Origin of the sequence: Grimontia celer (genome assembly GCF_900055185.1) — a bacterium.
Classification (GTDB): domain Bacteria; phylum Pseudomonadota; class Gammaproteobacteria; order Enterobacterales; family Vibrionaceae; genus Enterovibrio; species Enterovibrio celer.
On record NZ_FIZX01000001.1, the window covers coordinates 1,239,620 to 1,256,904 of the forward strand.

The window sequence follows — 17,285 nt, forward strand, 5'->3', positions numbered from 1 at the left end:
AAAATGAACAAATCCCAACCGCTTTGTTTAAGCGTCAATCTTTGCGTGACGCTGTAACGCTTGTTTTAGAACCACTGCACGTATTGGCTTTGTCACGAAGTCATCCATGCCTGCTTCCATACAACGCTCTTTGTCTTCATTCATCGCGTTTGCTGTTAAAGCGATAATTGGCAAGATACACCCTTCAGCACGTAGCTGTTTGGTTGCTTCTACGCCACATAACACTGGCATCGACATGTCCATTAAAATCATATCGAATTGAACACGAGCATCGTGAACCAAGTCGACAGCTTCTTTGCCGTTATTAGCGACAACAACGTGGTGCCCTGCTTTTTCCAGCATCAGCTTCACAACCATCTGGTTAGCTTTGCTGTCTTCCGCCACCAAAATATTCAACGAATGCAGGTCATTGTCGTCTGTGTTGTCTTTCTTTACGTGTTCAGTTGGCGAAGGCTCTATCAATGGAATATCAATGTAGAACGTAGTACCAACGCCCAGTTCGCTTTCAAAATCAATACTGCCATTCATCATAGAGACGAGTTTTTTACAGATAGAAAGGCCGAGTCCTGTACCACCGTACTGTCGGGTAATACTGCCATCTGCTTGAGTAAATGGTTGGAACACATCTTTCTTGCGCTCGGCATTGATACCAATTCCTGTATCTTGCACCGAGAGTTTCAATCTCCCGTTCAGCACGCGCATCGATACTTTCACTTTACCGTGTTCAGTAAACTTCACGGCATTACCGACGAGATTCAATAAAATCTGCGTGAAACGGTTTCCATCCTGATAGATGTTGTCTGGCACGTCATCAGCGATATCCATTTCCATTTGAATGTCTTTTCTGGATGACACTTCATGCAACTGGGAGAATACAACAGTGACACTGTCACGCGGATTCATGCTTTCTGGGTGTAGAGAGAATCTTTCTGACTCAATTCTTGATAAATCAAGGACATCATTGATGATGGTCAGCAGCAACTGCGCAGATTTATCCATTTGGGAAACCCAGACGCCTTGCTCATTATCAAGTGGTGATTGCTGCAGTGTGTCTAACAAGCCCATAACCGCATTTAGTGGCGTGCGTATTTCGTGACTCATCATCGCCAAAAATTGGGATTTCGCAGCGTTAGCAGATTCAGCCTGTTGCCTCGCCTGTTGCAGCTCATGTACGCGTTGCTTACGAACAGTAATGTCTTTCGCAGTGCCGCGGAAACCCATGCAATTTCCGCGCTTATCATAATAAGGACGGCCAGAAAGGCTGATCCACTGTTCCTTCCCTTCGTGATAAACCTTCCACTCTACTTCAGAAAAAGGCTGCTCGAGTTGGATGAGGTCTAACAGTTTATGCTTCACATCGGGCTGGCGATTGAGTTGGTTCATAATCGCCTGAGGTTCAGCAGAAAACGATTCATTGGAAGGTGAAGACAGATACGTAAACTGCAGGTTGTTATTTATTTCCCAGAACCAGTCGCCAGCCGTTTTTGCAAAATCACGGAATCGCTGTCGACTAGCTGTGAGCTCCTGAGTTTTTACCGATACCAGGCACTGAAGGCGTTCCCGGTAATCGATATCAATAATGGTTCGTTCAATAAGTGGTCTGAAGCGTTCAATAACTTGCTGGGCTTTAGTATCAAAACGCCCTTTTTCCGATGCGAACAGGATCAAAATGGATTCGCTGGCATTGACTGTCATACCAGTGATGATGGCAGAACGGCATGAATCAAAATCCTCGTTATGTAGCAGCGAAAATTCTTTTACACGATCAGGTGCGTAAAGCACGACAGTTTGGCCATTTACACAACGGGAAAATGTCCCCCCGTCCTTCCAAAGGAAATTTTCGACGTTATGTGATGTTGAAACTAAACAGGAATAGGAATCTTCGGTTTCTTTATTGCGGGTAAGTACCAGCGCATTATCGAAAGAAACATAGCGCTCTATCACTTTGAGTAGAGTGTTAAAAACCTCGATTTTGTTGCTGGCGCCAGACATGGCAGATATTGCCGACAGGATCGCTCGGTTTTCTTCCTTGAATTTCTGCTCTCTCTCCTCAACACGGTTCAGTTCGAACAGTGTCTCCTGCAACTTCTCTGAGACTGCGCCTGTCATAGCTCTTCCTTGTGGAACAATACGGCGGATATCATCAAATTACCATGGGCAATTTCCCCGCCGAGAAATTGTCCTTGCTCGCCAAATGTGAACGGGCAAATAAAAGGAGCATGATGCATAGAAAGACGCATGTTCGCTGCGACGCTGTGCAGAGAATCGCCAACATGTAACATACATCCTGCGCAATAGATCGCTAATCCACCGATGGGATCACGAGTGTTCTTGTCATGGTCGTTGGCAGAGTCCACTACGCGCCCTGCTCGCGACACCAACATTTCTGTCGTACCTGACATGAAATGAACAGTCTCGCCTTCCTGTATATTACAGAACATTTGTATACCGTCTTCTGACGACACTGTTGCAGGGTGGGAAAGCGTGTAATAAGGCATGCCGTGTATTTCACCGGTTTGCCGACCAAGAGGAAAGAGTGTGGACTTTGCAAACAAAGCATCAGGGTCAATTTCACTGCCAGTGGCTTCGAAATACCATTTGGAATAGACGTTGAAAGCTGGCTTACCATCCAACTCAACCAGCGTCCTTCCATCGACTTTGGTGGCAACCGCACTTAACCCCATTGCCGCATAGCCATTGTGAAAAGAGTAACTAACACGCGCTGATGGAAAGAAGACAGCCATGGAAATGCCATTCGACGTAACGCGTTCGTTATCTAACAGTGACCATTTCCCACTGACACCATCATCGGCGGCTGACCCCCCAATAATTGGTATATTTACACCAAGTTCGTCACGTATTGCACTTAAGATAGTTTCTTCGTGACCCGGTGTTGCATGAAGCGTGATAAGTGCAGGTAACTCTCCAGGTCGGCCGCTGCTTTCTATCGCTCTGCTAAGCACAGTTTTAGCTGATTCCGCGATGTCATCACCCTGCCTTAATTCGCACAGCGCTGAGCCATATGCGCCTTCAGGATCTTCAACTGCCCAAACAGCAAGCGTGTGCCCGCCCACATAGCCTTTATCAGTCATAGTGCCTTGGCAAGATGAACAGCCAACAACATAAGTGTTGGGAAAACGGCGATTGAGTTCGCGCTTGATACCTTCGGCATCTTGCGTCTCGGTGTAATAAACAAGCATCAAAGAAGGTGTCGAGATTTTCCTCGATATCTCCTCTGCAATCGCTTGGATGGCCTCACTGGCATTGGGGGCGGTCGATGATGATGTCGCAATTCTCATTTAGATCTACACAGCTGTTTGCGGCAATACTTTAATAATAGCTCTCTCACTTCTGCAAACACCAGTTTTTACCGTGATTCTTTTCGCTTAATCACTGAATTCTCTATTAATAGACGATAGAATCGTCAACATCGACTCAAAAAACTGCGCGCGCAATGGACAGCCAGCTTTATATCGTAATTAATGCGAATCTTCCGTTAGGACAAATAATTAGCAAACGTCTTGCCCAAAAAGGCAATACCGTTGTTTATTTGGCGGATAATGAGCAAGACGGCTATGCCATTGCCGCTGATGAACCTCGTGTCCGTTACCGGCATTGTTTGACCTATGACCATGGAATGATTGCTGGTGAATTTGACTGGGCGACACGTTATGTTGGCCCCGTTAATGGTGTCGTTGTGGTTGTTACCGAAGGCTCGATTCGTCAATTGTCTATACCAATCGAAGAAAGCTTCTTCGCGTCGTTACATGAAGGGCTCTCTCAGGAAACTGATGAACTCTCTCTCACCTACGTTATTGTCCCAGATGATGATAAAACATGTGGCCAGTCGCTGAAGGACCTTCACCTTAAGCTTTGCGAACTTTCCCATCAGAGCAACTCCTCAAAGACAGGCATAAAGGTCAACCACGTTGTTATTGGAGCCCATCAATACACCCAAGGGCCTAAGTGTGCCGTTGTTGCAACGGATGCTTCAGATCTCATCCATTACCTATCCTCAAAAAACGCAAAAGCGGTGCGTCATCAAGCTTTTTATTTTGGTAATTCACCAGACTAATATGCAGTAAAAAAGCAGCATATAGCTGCTTTAATATGAAATTTGAGGCGTTCAGTTGATTTGAACAATCAAACGGAAAATTGTTAATCCAATTCGCATAAATATTAATTCGATGTTAAAAGTTAATTTCTAATTGATCTTGATCAATGAACAACATCCATTTTTGCGCTGACCCATAATTAACATCAGTAGGTAAAGCATAAATATAGGCACGTTTTTCTCCTTCATTTGCCAAAACTTTGTGAGAAGTTATGACAATTACAGGTTCTGCTAACAGACGTAGTTCACCAGGCTCAAACACCGATCTCACCCGCATAATCTGCGATTTATCGTCTTGATTTTCAAAATTAATTTCAACCGTTTCGCCGCGCAGTGAAACACTGCAACTTCCCGCCACAACTGAACATTTCTGCAAAGAAGTAGATTCAGAATGTTCTAGCGTTCGCCAAATAAAAGCCGCTATAAGCACGGTCATAACGACTAATATTTGTACTAAACGACCTGTGGTTAATTTTTCTGCTGCCATGTGATTTATGCTTTTCCCGTGTTACAGAGCTCAAAGTTTTAGTAGAAATGTTACCCGAGCGTAAACCGAGTGTGGGTTCGACCCTGTATTTAACTGAATAACTGAAGTATTATTATCGATGAAAATGCCACTTTTACAATGAAATAGCAATGGAATGCATCAAGTGGGTATAAATCAATCACTATTCGCATTGCATTGCTTCTGGGGTGGCATTGTGACGTTTAAGTCACTTTGTAATACGTGAGTGTAGTAATTAAAAAAGTGGAAGCATGCAATATGAGCCAAGAAAAGCAGCTTGAACTGGAATACAACTACCGCGTTGTCCGTCAATTCACCCTGGTAACTATCCTGTGGGGAATCGTGGGCATGGGTGTTGGTGTTCTAATAGCCGCTCAGCTGGTATGGCCTGCGCTGAACTTCGACATTCCTTATCTGACTTATAGCCGTTTACGCCCACTGCATACTAATGCGGTGATTTTTGCGTTCGGTACCAGCGCCCTGTTTGCGACGTCTTATTACGTCGTGCAGCGCACCTGTCAGACAAGGCTGTTCGGAGGTAAGCTGGCTGAATTTACCTTCTGGGGATGGCAAGCAATCATTCTGTCTGCAGCAATAACATTACCTATGGGTTTCACCAGTGGTAAAGAATATGCTGAGCTGGAGTGGCCAATCGATATCGCTATTGCGGTTGTATGGGTGTCATACGCCGTCGTGTTCTTCGGAACCATGATCAAACGAAAGACCTCGCACATTTATGTTGCTAACTGGTTTTTCGGTGGGTTCATCATCACCGTCGCTGTTCTGCACATCGTAAATAGCATGGCTATTCCAGTGTCTGGAATGAAGTCATATTCGATATATGCAGGCGCAATCGATGCCATGATCCAATGGTGGTACGGTCACAATGCTGTAGGCTTCCTTTTGACTGCAGGTTTCTTGGGTATGATGTACTACTTCGTCCCGAAACAAGCAGGTCGTCCGGTTTACTCCTATCGCCTTTCTATCGTTCATTTCTGGGCACTGGTATCTCTGTACATCTGGGCGGGTCCTCACCACCTGCATTACACTGCCCTGCCTGACTGGACTCAGTCATTGGGTATGGTGATGTCTGTTATCCTGTTTGCTCCATCTTGGGGTGGCATGATCAACGGTATCATGACGCTGTCAGGTGCTTGGCACAAACTGCGTTATGACCCAATCCTCCGATTCCTGATTGTTTCTCTGTCTTTCTACGGTATGTCTACCTTCGAAGGTCCGATGATGGCAATCAAGACAGTTAACGCACTGTCACACTACACCGACTGGACAATCGGCCACGTTCACTCCGGCGCCTTGGGCTGGGTAGCGATGGTATCTATCGGTGCGGTTTACCACCTAATTCCAAAATTGTTCGGGCAAGAGCGTATGTACTCTATCAACCTGATCAATGTCCATTTCTGGCTAGCAACTGTAGGTACCGTGCTGTACATCGTTGCAATGTGGATTTCCGGCGTAATGCAGGGTCTGATGTGGCGTGCAGTTAACACTGACGGCACACTGACTTACAGCTTTGTAGAATCTTTGGAAGCATCTTATCCGTTCTACTTTGTACGTTTCGTTGGTGGCGCAATCTTCTGGTCAGGCATGCTCTTGATGGCTTACAACACCTACAAGACTATTGCCGCACCAAAAGCAAGCCTCAAATCCATTGAGCAAGCAGCATAAGGAGACCAACGAATGAGTTCTAGTCGTCATGAAATTGTAGAAAAGAACGTTGGTCTTTTCGCTATCCTCACGGTCATTGCTATCAGCTTAGGTGCGCTTGTTGAAATCACGCCGCTGCTGTTCCAAAAGCAAACGACCGAACCTGTCGATAACCTGCGCCCTTACACTGCGCTAGAGATGGAAGGCCGAGACATTTACATCCGTGAAGGCTGTAATGTTTGTCACAGCCAAATGATCCGTCCATTCCGTGCAGAAACTGAGCGCTATGGCCACTACTCTGTGGCGGGTGAAAGTGTTTGGGAACACCCATTCCTATGGGGCTCCAAGCGTACAGGTCCAGATTTGGCGCGCGTTGGTGACCGTTACTCTGATGAGTGGCACCGCGTTCACCTTATCGACCCTCGTGCGGTTGTGCCTGAGTCAAACATGCCTGGCTTCCCTTGGTTGGAAGAGAATGTTCTGACTGGCGATAACACAGCTAAAAAACTGACTGTTTTCCGCGATATGTTCGGTGTTCCTTACACTGATGAGCAAATCGCAAATGCGAAAACAGACGTTGAAGGTAAGACGGAGATGGATGCCATCATCGCTTACCTACAGTCACTCGGCCACGCGATGAAGTAAGGAGCTCTTATGGCATCTTTTCATGCCCTATGGACGCTAGCGATTTTCGTATGCTTCATTGTAATTGTGCTTTGGGCCTACAGCAGTCGCCGTAAAAAGGAATTCGACGAAGCTGCTAACCTTGTCTTCGCTGACGAGGAAAAAGGCGATAAAAAGACAGGAGAAGATAACAAATGACTACATTTTGGAGTCTATTTATCACTGTCATTACCCTTGGTACGTTGGTAGGTTGTGCCGCACTGATCATTTGGTGTAGCAAAGACCTTGATGGCGTGGCTGATGGTGAAGATATGGGCCACGAATACGATGGTATTCGTGAGCTGAACAACCCACTGCCTAAGTGGTGGTCGTACATGTTTTGGGCGACCATCGTATTCGGTGCGGTTTACTTCGTACTGTATCCTGGTTTGGGTAACTGGAAAGGCGTTTTCAATTGGCAGAGCTCTGCTCAGGACGTTGCAAATATTGAAGAGTCACGTCAGTTACTGGCTAACAGCGACGGTATCGATCAGTATGCGCGTGAGCTAGCATCTGCGAATGCGATTTTCGGCGAAACCTTCCGTAAACTCGCATACAAGCCGGGTTCGGATGAACTGCAAGACATCAATGAAATTGCTAAGAACCCTGAAGCAATTAAAGTGGGTCAGCGCCTGTTCATTCAAAACTGTGCTCAGTGCCATGGTTCTGATGCTCGTGGTCAGTCAGGCTTCCCTAACCTAACCGACGACGCTTGGTTGTATGGTGGTGAGCCAGAAACCATTAAAGCGACTCTGGTCAATGGCCGAGTAGGTAACATGCCAGCATGGCTTGATGCTCTTGGCGATGATGGTGTTCGCGAAGTGGCCTCTTACACACTGAGTCTATCTGGTCGTAAAGTTAATGCTCAGGAAGCAGCGAAAGGTAAAACACGTTTCGTTGTTTGTGCAGCTTGTCACGGCACGGATGGTAAAGGTAACCCAGCATTTGGTGCACCCGACCTGACTGACAACGTGTGGCTGTTTGGTGGCTCTCGTAAAGCGGTTGAAGACACTATCCGCTACGGTCGTCAGGGCGTAATGCCTGCGTGGAAAGATATACTGGACGAAGACAAGATCCAGCTCCTTTCTGCTTATGTTTGGCAGCTCAGCACACCACAAAATCAATAAAATCAATTATTAGTTAGTTAAGCCCCTGCTTGCAGGGGCTTTTTTCCCCAAGAATTCAGTTCACACAGGAAAGCGATATGATTAAGCCATGGTATAAGCAGTTCTGGCCCTGGTTCCTGATAGCCCTCCCAGGTAGCGTTGTCGTTGCAAGCCTCTTTACTTTTGCTCTTTTCAGTAAAAATCAGGTGTCCCTCGTCGCGGAAGACTACTACAAAGAAGGTAAAGGAATTAACGTCGATATATCCCGCTTGAAAAAAGCCGATGAGCTAGCCATCTCCGCTTTCCTGTCTGCACAGAATGACACTGCAATTTTTACTTTGGATAAAGGTGAACTTGCGCAATACCCTACTTTAAAGATCACATTCCAACACCGTACGCTTGCTGATAGAGATATCGAACAAATGGTCAATGCTGACGCTTCAGGCCGTTATCGACTGGCTTTGAACGAACCGCTCACTGGCCCTTGGTATGTTGAAGTAAACGCATTTGATGGAACGTGGGCATTAAACGGCCGCGCGAATTTCCCATCTGAAGACCCAGTAGAGTTGTATGGTCAGAGCAAGGAATGACGAAAGATTGTTATCACTGTGGAGAGCCGGTTCTCACCGGTGACTCTTATAAAGTCGAAATCCAGGGCGTTTACCGTATTATGTGTTGCCCTGGATGCGAAGCAGTTGCCACCACTATCGTGGCAAGCGGCCTCACCTCTTATTACGAATATCGTACCGCTCCGGCAGAAAAAGCTAACCTCGTCCCCGAAGAGCTCCAGTCGCTATCTCTATACGACAATGAAGATGTCCAACAAGAATTTGTACGTCATGAAAATGGTATCGATGAGGTTGTGCTCTCGGTAGATGGTGTGTCTTGTGCCGCATGTGCTTGGTTGATTGAGAAGCAGCTTAACAACCAAGAAGGTGTTTCACGTATTCGCGTGAATACCACAACTAACCGAGCGACACTTCGTTGGGATCCATCTAAAACTAAGCTGAGTACGCTGCTCAACAAGATCCATGCATTGGGTTACAAGGCTGCGCCTTTTGAGGCAGACAATCAGGAGGCTCAATATCACCATACCATGAAGCAATACCTATACAAATTGGGTATTGCTGGTTTGGCAACCATGCAGGTCATGATGTTGGCTGTGGCGATGTACTTCGAAGTGTTTGGAGACATGGATGAATCTTTCCGGGATTACTTCCGCTGGGTCAGCCTGATTTTCGCCACTCCAGTGCTTCTTTATTCAGCGATGCCGTTTTATATCAACGCTTGGCGGAACTTAAAGGCAAAAACGCTTGGGATGGACGTTCCCGTTTCTATCGCGCTTTTGTTTGCGTACTTCGCCAGCTTGTATGCCACCGTCACTGGGAAAGGCGAAGTATTCTTTGAATCTATCGCCATGTTTACCTTCTTCTTGTTGGTAGGCAGGTTCCTTGAAATGCGAGCCCGAAGAACGGCTGCTGCAGCCAGTGCAAACCTCCTCAAACTAATACCGCGTTTGGCGACGCTTTCATCGGGCGAGCAGATCCCCGCAAAATCGTTGTCGATTGGCCATGTAGTGCGAGTTCTCCCCGGTGAGCCCTTCCCTGCTGATGGTATGGTTGTTGAGGGAGTGACCACTGTCGACGAGTCGATGCTTACGGGTGAGTCTATGCCCGAATCACGCAAGACCGGTGACAATGTCTATGCAGGCACCATGAATATCGATGGAAATGTTGATATTGAAGTCTCTGCTGAGAAAAAGGACTCGCTCATCGCGCATATCGTTCAACTTCAGGATGCCGCCCAGCTTGCCAAGCCGAGAGTCGCCGAGATAGCAGATATCGTTGCGCGATACTTTGTCGCGGCAATCCTTATCATCTCAGCATGTACTTGGTGGTATTGGCAGAGCCATCGTCCAGAGGATGCTTTCTGGATCATGCTTTCCGTTCTTGTTGCTACCTGCCCTTGCGCATTATCTTTGGCAACACCCACCGCGCTTACCTGTTCAACATCTACGTTCGGCAAGTTAGGAATTTTGCTCCGCCGCGGTCACGTCTTTGAAACGCTCACACAAATCAATCGTGTGGTTATAGATAAAACGGGCACGCTCACAGAAGGTAACATCTCTATCTCGGACACTCAGCTATACGCTGATCTCGATATAGAGCAAGCAAAAGCGATCGCCGCTTCTCTTGAGTCCTATGCGAACCATCCAATTGCTGAGGCTTTTAGTAATTTTTCAAAGCAAGACGGCGTCGAAAACGTAGAAAACGTCATTGGCGAAGGTTTGAAAGGTCAGTTCGGGAACAGTGAGTGGAAAATCGGTAAACCTGAGTTTTCACTGAACAATACTGATATTGCAGAGAATAGCGCTCATCAAATCTGGTTATCACGAGATGGCGAAGCAATTGCATCTTTCCTCTTGGTCGACCCTATCCGTGAATCCAGTCAAACGCTTATCGACAAATTCCACGAAGCTGGTATCAAAGTCACCATGCTGACAGGAGACAACTCTGCGACGGCACAAACAGTTGCTGACAAACTTGGTATCGATGAATTGGTAGCGGGTGTTTCGCCTCAAGGTAAGCTCGAATACTTAAATTCCTTACCTAGTGATCAAATCACCATGATGATTGGTGACGGTGTGAATGATGCACCAGTATTGGCCGGCGCTCATCTATCTGTTGCGATGGGGGGCGGTACAGATGTCGCTAAAGCTTCTGCTGATATGGTCTTGCTTGGCGATGATCTAACCAAACTGTTAGATGCACGAAAACTGGCAAGTTTTACGCAAAAAATCATTCGTCAGAATCTAGCATGGGCATTAGGATACAACCTTGTGATCTTGCCATTGGCTGTGATGGGATTTGTCGCGCCTTATGTGGCCGTAGCAGGTATGTCCGGCAGTTCGGTAATCGTCGTTACAAACTCGCTTCGTTTGTTTAAGAAAGATTTGGTCGAAACGCTGAAGGGAGTGTAACGATTTGGAAAGTCTCTATATTCTCATCCCCATCGCTATTGTTCTTGTCTGTGTCGCCGTTGGTATTTTTATCTGGGCGGTAAAATCTGAGCAATTTGAAGATTTGGAAAGACAAGGTATGAATATTCTTCTTGATGAGGATGAGTCAACACCCCCATCAAAGAAGCCGAGCGACACCTCGTCGGAACAAAAATAATGCCCTTCAGTGATCTCATTGCTGCTTTTACGGTTGGCCTGCTTGGTGCAGGCCATTGTTTAGGTATGTGTGGCGGTGTCGCTGCTGCTGTTTCCATGGGTACTCCCCAGAATCAACATAAGCTCCCTTTCCTTCTTTTCTACAATGGTGGCCGCCTGCTTTCTTATGGCTTGATTGGTGCGATTGCCGGTGGATTGGTAGCAGGTGTTGTTGGTGTAACTCAAATCACTCAACAACTGCTTTGGCTAAGGTTAGCTGCAGCTATCATGATGATTTTGCTCGCTTTGTATATTGGTCGGTTCTGGAATGGCCTTGCTTATGTGGAGAAAGTGGGCCAACTGCTTTGGAAGCGCCTTTCACCACTTTCCACTAAGTTACTTCCATTGCGCTCCCCCTTCGCGGCCCTGCCGTTTGGTATGTTGTGGGGCTGGTTGCCGTGCGGGCTGGTTTATTCTGCTCTGAGCTGGGCAGCAGTGGCCGGAAATGCACTAGATGGATTGTTGATAATGGTCGCATTTGGTTTAGGAACCCTTCCTGCAATGCTTTTGGTCGGTACTGCTGCAGAGGCAACAAAGAATCTTCTTAACAATCTGATATTTCGGAGGTTCTCATCTTTGATACTTCTAATGTACGGAATTATTACCGCTTATTCTGTATACAATCAGTTGTAGTAAGTCTCGCTTTCTCTTCCGGAAATGGTAAAATATTGACTCAAATCAATTTGGCTAAGCAGGCTCATGATTCAAGACAAAATTCCTACTAAACGTGTTCAATCTGGTGGTTGCGCAATCCATTGTCAGGACTGCAGCATCAGTCAGCTTTGTATTCCATTTACGTTAAGCGAGAGTGAGCTGAATCAGCTTGACCAAATTATCGAGCGTAAAAAGCCGATTCAAAAAGGTCAGCCATTGTTCCAAGCAGGTGATCAACTTCGTTCTCTGTATGCTATTCGCTCTGGCACTATCAAGAGCTACACCATTACAGAGCAAGGTGACGAACAAATTACGGCTTTCCACCTAGCCGGTGACCTTGTTGGTTTTGATGCCATTAACCATATGTCCCACCCTAGCTTTGCTCAGGCGTTGGAAACATCAATGGTTTGTGAAATCCCATTCGAAATTCTGGATGACCTTTCTGGCAAAATGCCTAAACTGCGTCAGCAAATCATGCGTTTGATGAGTAGTGAAATTAAAGGCGACCAGGAAATGATCCTGCTTCTTTCCAAGAAGAATGCCGAAGAGCGCCTCGCTGCATTCCTTCACAGCCTGTCTACCCGCTTCTCAGCACGTGGTTTCTCAGCTAAAGAGTTCCGCCTGACCATGACACGCGGTGATATCGGTAACTACCTTGGTTTGACCGTTGAAACTATCAGCCGTCTGTTGGGCCGTTTCCAGAAAAGCGGCATGCTGAGCGTAAAAGGCAAGTACATCACGATTCTTGATCACGAAGAACTGAGCCGTTTAGCAGGCGTATCCAAGTAATTACCTGCCCTAAACCTAAATATCGAAATGGCGCTATACGCGCCATTTCTCTTTTTTTGGTTTTATCTATCTGAATTTATCGCAACATCCTGCCACAATAGGTTAAATTAAAGTATCGGCATCACTAAGCTGGAGGTTGTTATGAACAGATATACCAACTTGCTCGTCGCTATCGATCCCGACCACGAAGAACAACCTGCTCTCTCCCGTGCGATGGACATCGCTAGGAAATCCTCTGCGCCTGTAAAAATCACTCTGTTCCTTGCTATCTATGACTTTTCGTATGAGATGACTTCAATGTTGTCAGCAGAAGAACGTCAGGCAATGCGTGCAGGTGTGCTTAAACAGCGTGAAGAGTGGATAGATTCAGTTGTTGAGCAAAATGCGTCTGAAGGACTCGACATCGTTAAACACGTTGTCTGGCATAATCGCCCTTATGAAAGCATGATCGCCAAGGTGTTTGATGGCGACCATGACCTATTGATCAAAGCGACCCACCAACACGATAAACTAGGCTCATTAATCTTTACCCCAACCGACTGGCATTTGCTGCGTAAGTGTCCTTGTCCGGTGCTTTTAGTCAAAGAGCATAGCTGGCCTGAAAACGGCAAAATACTTACAGCAGTGAATGTTTCGTCTGAGAATGAAACCCATGAACCGCTCAACGACAAACTCATCGATGAAGCGAAAGCCATGAGCAAACTTCTCACTGCAGAAGTCAATCTGGTCAATGCTTATCCCGCTACACCGGTGAATGTCACTATAGAACTTCCAGAGTTTGATCCAGCATCCTACACCGATGCAGTCAGAGGCCATCACCTTCTCCAAATGAAAGCGCTGCGCCAAAAACACAGCATTGATGAAGAACAAACCTTCTGTATGGAAGGCTTGCCGGAGGATGTTATTCCGGCCGTTGCCAAAGAATTGGACGCCGAACTCGTGATTCTAGGGACAACAGGTCGTGTTGGTTTGTCAGCGATCTTTATTGGTAATACTGCCGAGCACACTATCGATCAGCTCAATTGCGATGTATTAGCGATAAAACCTGATGGCTATGTCAGCCCGCTGGCACCCAATGTTGGCTTGGGCTAAGAGGATAATTTTGAAAAGCGCCGAAAGGCGCTTTTTCTTTGTCCATGACTTTAAGTCTATTTCCCTTCGACACTGGCATCCTGCCACGAAATCCGTATCATACGCGCCTAACCTTCGCATCGAGGAGCGATGTGCCATCACCATATGCCATTGGCTGGCTTGATCGCGTAGAGAAAATTTAGAGGCACAAATGTCGAATCAAGAAATCACGAAAGCACAAAAGTACAACCAGAATAAGTTGCAAAAGCGTATTCGCCGTAACGTCGGCCAAGCCATTGCTGACTTCAACATGATTGAAGATGGCGACCGTATCATGGTTTGTCTGAGTGGCGGTAAAGACAGCTACACCATGCTTGAAATCCTGCAAAGCCTGCAGAAAAGCGCACCGATTTCTTTTGAACTTATTGCAGTAAACCTGGATCAAAAGCAACCAGGTTTCCCTGAGCACGTGCTGCCTGAGTATCTTGACGATCTTGGCGTTGAGTACAAGATTGTAGAAGAAGACACCTACTCGATTGTTAAAGACAAAGTACCAGAGGGTAAAACCACCTGTTCGCTATGTTCTCGCCTGCGTCGCGGTATTCTTTACCGCACGGCTAAAGAACTGGGCGCAACCAAGATTGCACTCGGTCACCACCGTGACGACATACTGGAAACGCTATTCCTGAACATGTTCTACGGCGGCAAGATGAAAGGCATGCCACCTAAACTGGTTTCTGACAACGGTGAACACGTGGTTATTCGTCCGCTGGCATATTGCCGTGAGAAAGATATCGAGCGATATGCCGAAGCAGCCGAGTTCCCGATTATTCCTTGTAACCTTTGTGGTTCGCAGCCAAACCTGCAACGTCAGGTGATCAAAGAAATGCTTCGCGACTGGGACCGCCGTTTCCCTGGCCGCATCGAAACCATGTTCCGTGCCATGCAAAATGTGGTGCCATCACATTTGGCAGACTTCGAACTGTTTGACTTTAAGAGCATCGACAAAGACTCTGGCGTGATCAACGGTGGTGATACTGCTTTCGATAAAGAGCAGTTCAGTGATACACAGCCCTCAGAAGATGACGTGGTTGAATTTGACCCATCAATGAAGCTGGACGTTGTTCAGGTCAACTAAGCGTAGCAATAGATACAAAAAAGCCCGCGATTGCGGGCTTTTTGATTTTTGGTATTCCGCCATTAACTTTGCGGAATCCATGGTGTGACTTTCAATGGAGCTTCAGGAAAGAAGACACGCTCTCCACTTTTCAATTCATCAGCGCGGATAACAGCAACTTTACCTTCCACGTTGATTATACGACCCTCAGACGTTTTCAGCTCAGGTAGGGTATCAGCAAAATGAACAGTTACCCCTTCCACTTCGGGCATAAACCATGAAGCAAACATGCCGCCTAAATCCTGCATCATAGTCGTCATTTGAGGAACAAGATTACTGACCTCTTCTTCTGTCACCTCAGTACCAAAACTGTTCTTTGCCAGGACCTGGAATGAAATATCACAAGCCTGATCACCCGCCGTTTCAATAAACACATCCGGATTCACTTTACGCAGGTGGTTATCAATGGGTAGAGGCAGTTCTTGCGAAGCCGGGATATCAAACTCTTCGTAATGCTCTTTCTTGGTCATCCAGGCTTTGGTGATTTGGCAAGTCGCTCCTGTTGAGGGAGAGACCATAAAATATCCAATCTTCACGTCTGGATGGTTTTCACCATAGTTATGTTTTAGCTGGGTATACAGCTTGCTATAACTGAACTTCACCTGCGCCGCAGCAACCGGTGATGAAATTACAGCTGCCAGCAAGACAGCCGTAAGTCCTTTAATCATCCTTGGCTCCAATACTTTTCGTTGTATCGAATCATGCTTTGCACTTCATCGACATAAGCTTGACCGCGCTCAGAATAGCTTTTCAATCCGTTAGCCAAAGCAACGCCGGAAATCGGTTCACCTGATTTTCTCAGGTCAGCACGGATATTACGTAACTCAGCATATGCTTTGTTGCGGTTGACGTTCAGAAAATACGCGCGGATTGAATGATAAGTGTCTTTGAACACGGCGACTTCGTGGGTTTTACCCTGCGAGCGTGCACTTGGCACCATGCCGCAGCCAGAAGTGTAACACCACTGTCCAAAGTAGTTATTTCCTTCGCGGGCAAAGCGTGATGTGCCCCACCCAGATTCTTTAGCTGCCTGAGTTAAAACAAGATCTGCAGGTATCACATCCACACGCTTGAGGGCTTCTTGATACCATTTTTTGTCCGCGCCTGCTTCTGGAAGTGGCAGATTAAACAACTCGGCTACACGGGCAAGGAATGCCTCGTCTTCATCCGTTAGCGTTTTGCCATTTTCCAGTCCAATGAGCCGCGTGCGTGCGTTCTCGATCAGTCCGTTGATATAGCTGATGCCAGGTTTCATAAAAGCCACAAACGCTTTCTTTTTCTCATCAACAATTTTGTAGGAAGCAAAATCAGGCTTCTCGACCATTGAAGGTGGTGGAGAAGCCGGTTGTAGTTTGTCTACAGTGAGAGGAGTTTGTGGTGCGTCGCTACACGCTGAAAGAAATAGAGCCGAAGCCAATACAGCATAGGAAAGCTTCATTTAAGCGTTGAACACCTCTTTATTGCCATCATCAGAAGAAGAGTCATCATCCCCTTCTTGTGACACGGTCACTTCAATACCAACACCGAACATTTCGCGGTAAAGCACGCCCTTCACATTGAACATAAATGGCAACGCCCAAACCAACGCCAAACCTGCCGTTGCATAAGAAAAGACGAACAGGATAGCAATGACGATGTAAACCAGCGTCAATGGTATCAGTTTTTTGATAATCGCCCTAAATGAAACGATCATCGCCTCTACCGGCCGAAGGCGCTTTTCACAGATCAACAAAATGGTCATAGAAAAGGTGATACCGAGGAAAATACCCAACAGCGGTATCAACTGACTGCTGAAGCTTTGCAGAGCATTGATAAAGCTCATGGCCAGCGTTACAGCGAGTGCATAAGCCAGACCTTTGATGATATGCCTTGGCTTGGTTCTAAACCCAATAGCATGACTCAGCCCCATCAAGCTTGCCCCTGCATAAAGGGGCGCTGACAGAACTGTCGCTGCAAAAACAGCAATCCGCGCTGATGCCATAAGATCAGGCGTCATCTGCTGTTTACCTATGAAGGCTTCCATCACCGAATAAGGCGTGCCATTCATAATGGTCAGCGCCACCAGAAAAATCAGAATGTGCGCAATGGTCAAAACGACGGTAGCTGGCAAGAACTGCCAAAAATGCTTCTGTGTCAGCTTCACGGCTTCCTGAACCACACTGGAAGCACTTAAGTTGTAGTTACCGCTCAGCGCATTTTCTAAGGTGCCGCCAACGTGAAGTGCGTTGCTCAACTGTTGTTTATTCATAGCAAAGTAACTTTTGTCTTTAGCCTAAGAAATTTCCCCACTCTTAAAGTTATAGGTGATATTTTTTGAACACGTCTCA

At 46.6% G+C, this 17,285-nt stretch carries 18 protein-coding genes; 12 read left to right on the forward strand and 6 right to left on the reverse strand.

Annotated features, from left to right (window positions below):
* Window positions 1–27 precede the first annotated feature (27 nt).
* Together GCE9029_RS05505 and GCE9029_RS05510 are read right to left on the reverse strand one after the other, a co-directional pair.
* Window positions 28–2,109: an ATP-binding protein gene (locus GCE9029_RS05505; protein WP_062661526.1), complete on the reverse strand. Its 2,082-nt coding sequence runs from the start codon at window positions 2,107–2,109 to the stop codon at window positions 28–30.
* A complete protein-coding gene (locus tag GCE9029_RS05510; RefSeq protein ID WP_062661533.1) occupies window positions 2,106–3,299 on the reverse strand; it encodes an FIST signal transduction protein in 1,194 nt (397 codons plus the stop codon). The genes GCE9029_RS05505 and GCE9029_RS05510 overlap by 4 nt, the downstream gene beginning before the upstream one ends.
* Window positions 3,300–3,454: 155 nt before the next feature.
* Here GCE9029_RS05510 and GCE9029_RS05515 point away from each other — a divergent pair, with 155 nt between their 5' ends.
* Window positions 3,455–4,075 carry a hypothetical protein gene (locus GCE9029_RS05515; protein WP_062661535.1) on the forward strand — a complete coding sequence of 207 codons (621 nt, stop codon included), beginning with the start codon at window positions 3,455–3,457 and terminating at the stop codon, window positions 4,073–4,075.
* Between the two features lie 115 nt (window positions 4,076–4,190).
* Here the strand turns inward: GCE9029_RS05515 and GCE9029_RS05520 are convergent, their stop codons facing one another.
* Complete coding sequence (locus tag GCE9029_RS05520; protein WP_062661536.1) at window positions 4,191–4,601, reverse strand: hypothetical protein; 411 nt, start codon at window positions 4,599–4,601, stop codon at window positions 4,191–4,193.
* A 276-nt stretch (window positions 4,602–4,877) separates the two neighbouring features.
* Here GCE9029_RS05520 and ccoN point away from each other — a divergent pair, with 276 nt between their 5' ends.
* From ccoN to ttcA, 11 genes are all read left to right on the forward strand, one after another.
* A complete protein-coding gene (gene ccoN, locus GCE9029_RS05525; RefSeq protein ID WP_062661538.1) occupies window positions 4,878–6,305 on the forward strand; it encodes a cytochrome-c oxidase, cbb3-type subunit I in 1,428 nt (475 codons plus the stop codon).
* A 12-nt stretch (window positions 6,306–6,317) separates the two neighbouring features.
* Window positions 6,318–6,929: a cytochrome-c oxidase, cbb3-type subunit II gene (gene ccoO / locus GCE9029_RS05530; protein WP_002537146.1), complete on the forward strand. Its 612-nt coding sequence runs from the start codon at window positions 6,318–6,320 to the stop codon at window positions 6,927–6,929.
* A gap of 9 nt (window positions 6,930–6,938) precedes the next feature.
* The gene (locus GCE9029_RS05535; protein WP_002537147.1) at window positions 6,939–7,106 is read left to right on the forward strand and encodes a CcoQ/FixQ family Cbb3-type cytochrome c oxidase assembly chaperone; all 168 of its coding nucleotides are present in this window, start codon (window positions 6,939–6,941) and stop codon (window positions 7,104–7,106) included.
* Entirely contained in the window at window positions 7,103–8,074 is a 972-nt protein-coding gene (ccoP, locus tag GCE9029_RS05540) for a cytochrome-c oxidase, cbb3-type subunit III (RefSeq protein WP_062661540.1), read from the forward strand. Before GCE9029_RS05535 ends, ccoP begins: the two co-directional genes overlap by 4 nt.
* A 77-nt stretch (window positions 8,075–8,151) precedes the next feature.
* Window positions 8,152–8,643 (forward strand): FixH family protein, encoded by a 492-nt coding sequence (locus GCE9029_RS05545; RefSeq protein WP_062661542.1) that lies wholly within the window; start codon window positions 8,152–8,154, stop codon window positions 8,641–8,643.
* A complete protein-coding gene (locus tag GCE9029_RS05550) occupies window positions 8,640–11,033 on the forward strand; it encodes a heavy metal translocating P-type ATPase (RefSeq protein ID WP_062661544.1) in 2,394 nt (797 codons plus the stop codon). Before GCE9029_RS05545 ends, GCE9029_RS05550 begins: the two co-directional genes overlap by 4 nt.
* Before the next feature lie 4 nt (window positions 11,034–11,037).
* Entirely contained in the window at window positions 11,038–11,229 is a 192-nt protein-coding gene (ccoS, locus tag GCE9029_RS05555; protein ID WP_062661546.1) for a cbb3-type cytochrome oxidase assembly protein CcoS, read from the forward strand.
* Window positions 11,229–11,900, forward strand: a complete 672-nt coding sequence (locus tag GCE9029_RS05560; RefSeq protein WP_062661548.1) for a sulfite exporter TauE/SafE family protein — start codon at window positions 11,229–11,231, stop codon at window positions 11,898–11,900. Before ccoS ends, GCE9029_RS05560 begins: the two co-directional genes overlap by 1 nt.
* A 66-nt stretch (window positions 11,901–11,966) precedes the next feature.
* Window positions 11,967–12,710: a fumarate/nitrate reduction transcriptional regulator Fnr gene (gene fnr, locus GCE9029_RS05565; protein WP_062661551.1), complete on the forward strand. Its 744-nt coding sequence runs from the start codon at window positions 11,967–11,969 to the stop codon at window positions 12,708–12,710.
* A gap of 141 nt (window positions 12,711–12,851) precedes the next feature.
* On the forward strand, window positions 12,852–13,802 hold the full coding sequence (gene uspE, locus GCE9029_RS05570) for a universal stress protein UspE (RefSeq protein WP_062661553.1): 951 nt from the start codon (window positions 12,852–12,854) through the stop codon (window positions 13,800–13,802).
* A 190-nt stretch (window positions 13,803–13,992) separates the two neighbouring features.
* Window positions 13,993–14,919, forward strand: a complete 927-nt coding sequence (gene ttcA / locus GCE9029_RS05575; RefSeq protein ID WP_062661555.1) for a tRNA 2-thiocytidine(32) synthetase TtcA — start codon at window positions 13,993–13,995, stop codon at window positions 14,917–14,919.
* A gap of 62 nt (window positions 14,920–14,981) precedes the next feature.
* Here the strand turns inward: ttcA and GCE9029_RS05580 are convergent, their stop codons facing one another.
* The 3 genes from GCE9029_RS05580 to GCE9029_RS05590 are packed head-to-tail and all read right to left on the reverse strand — an operon-like array spanning window position 14,982 to window position 17,206.
* Window positions 14,982–15,626 (reverse strand): DUF2987 domain-containing protein, encoded by a 645-nt coding sequence (locus GCE9029_RS05580; RefSeq protein ID WP_062661557.1) that lies wholly within the window; start codon window positions 15,624–15,626, stop codon window positions 14,982–14,984.
* On the reverse strand, window positions 15,623–16,396 hold the full coding sequence (locus GCE9029_RS05585; RefSeq protein WP_062661559.1) for a glucosaminidase domain-containing protein: 774 nt from the start codon (window positions 16,394–16,396) through the stop codon (window positions 15,623–15,625). The genes GCE9029_RS05580 and GCE9029_RS05585 overlap by 4 nt, the downstream gene beginning before the upstream one ends.
* Window positions 16,397–17,206 (reverse strand): DUF2189 domain-containing protein, encoded by an 810-nt coding sequence (locus GCE9029_RS05590; protein ID WP_062661561.1) that lies wholly within the window; start codon window positions 17,204–17,206, stop codon window positions 16,397–16,399.
* Between the last annotated feature and the right edge of the window lie 79 nt (window positions 17,207–17,285).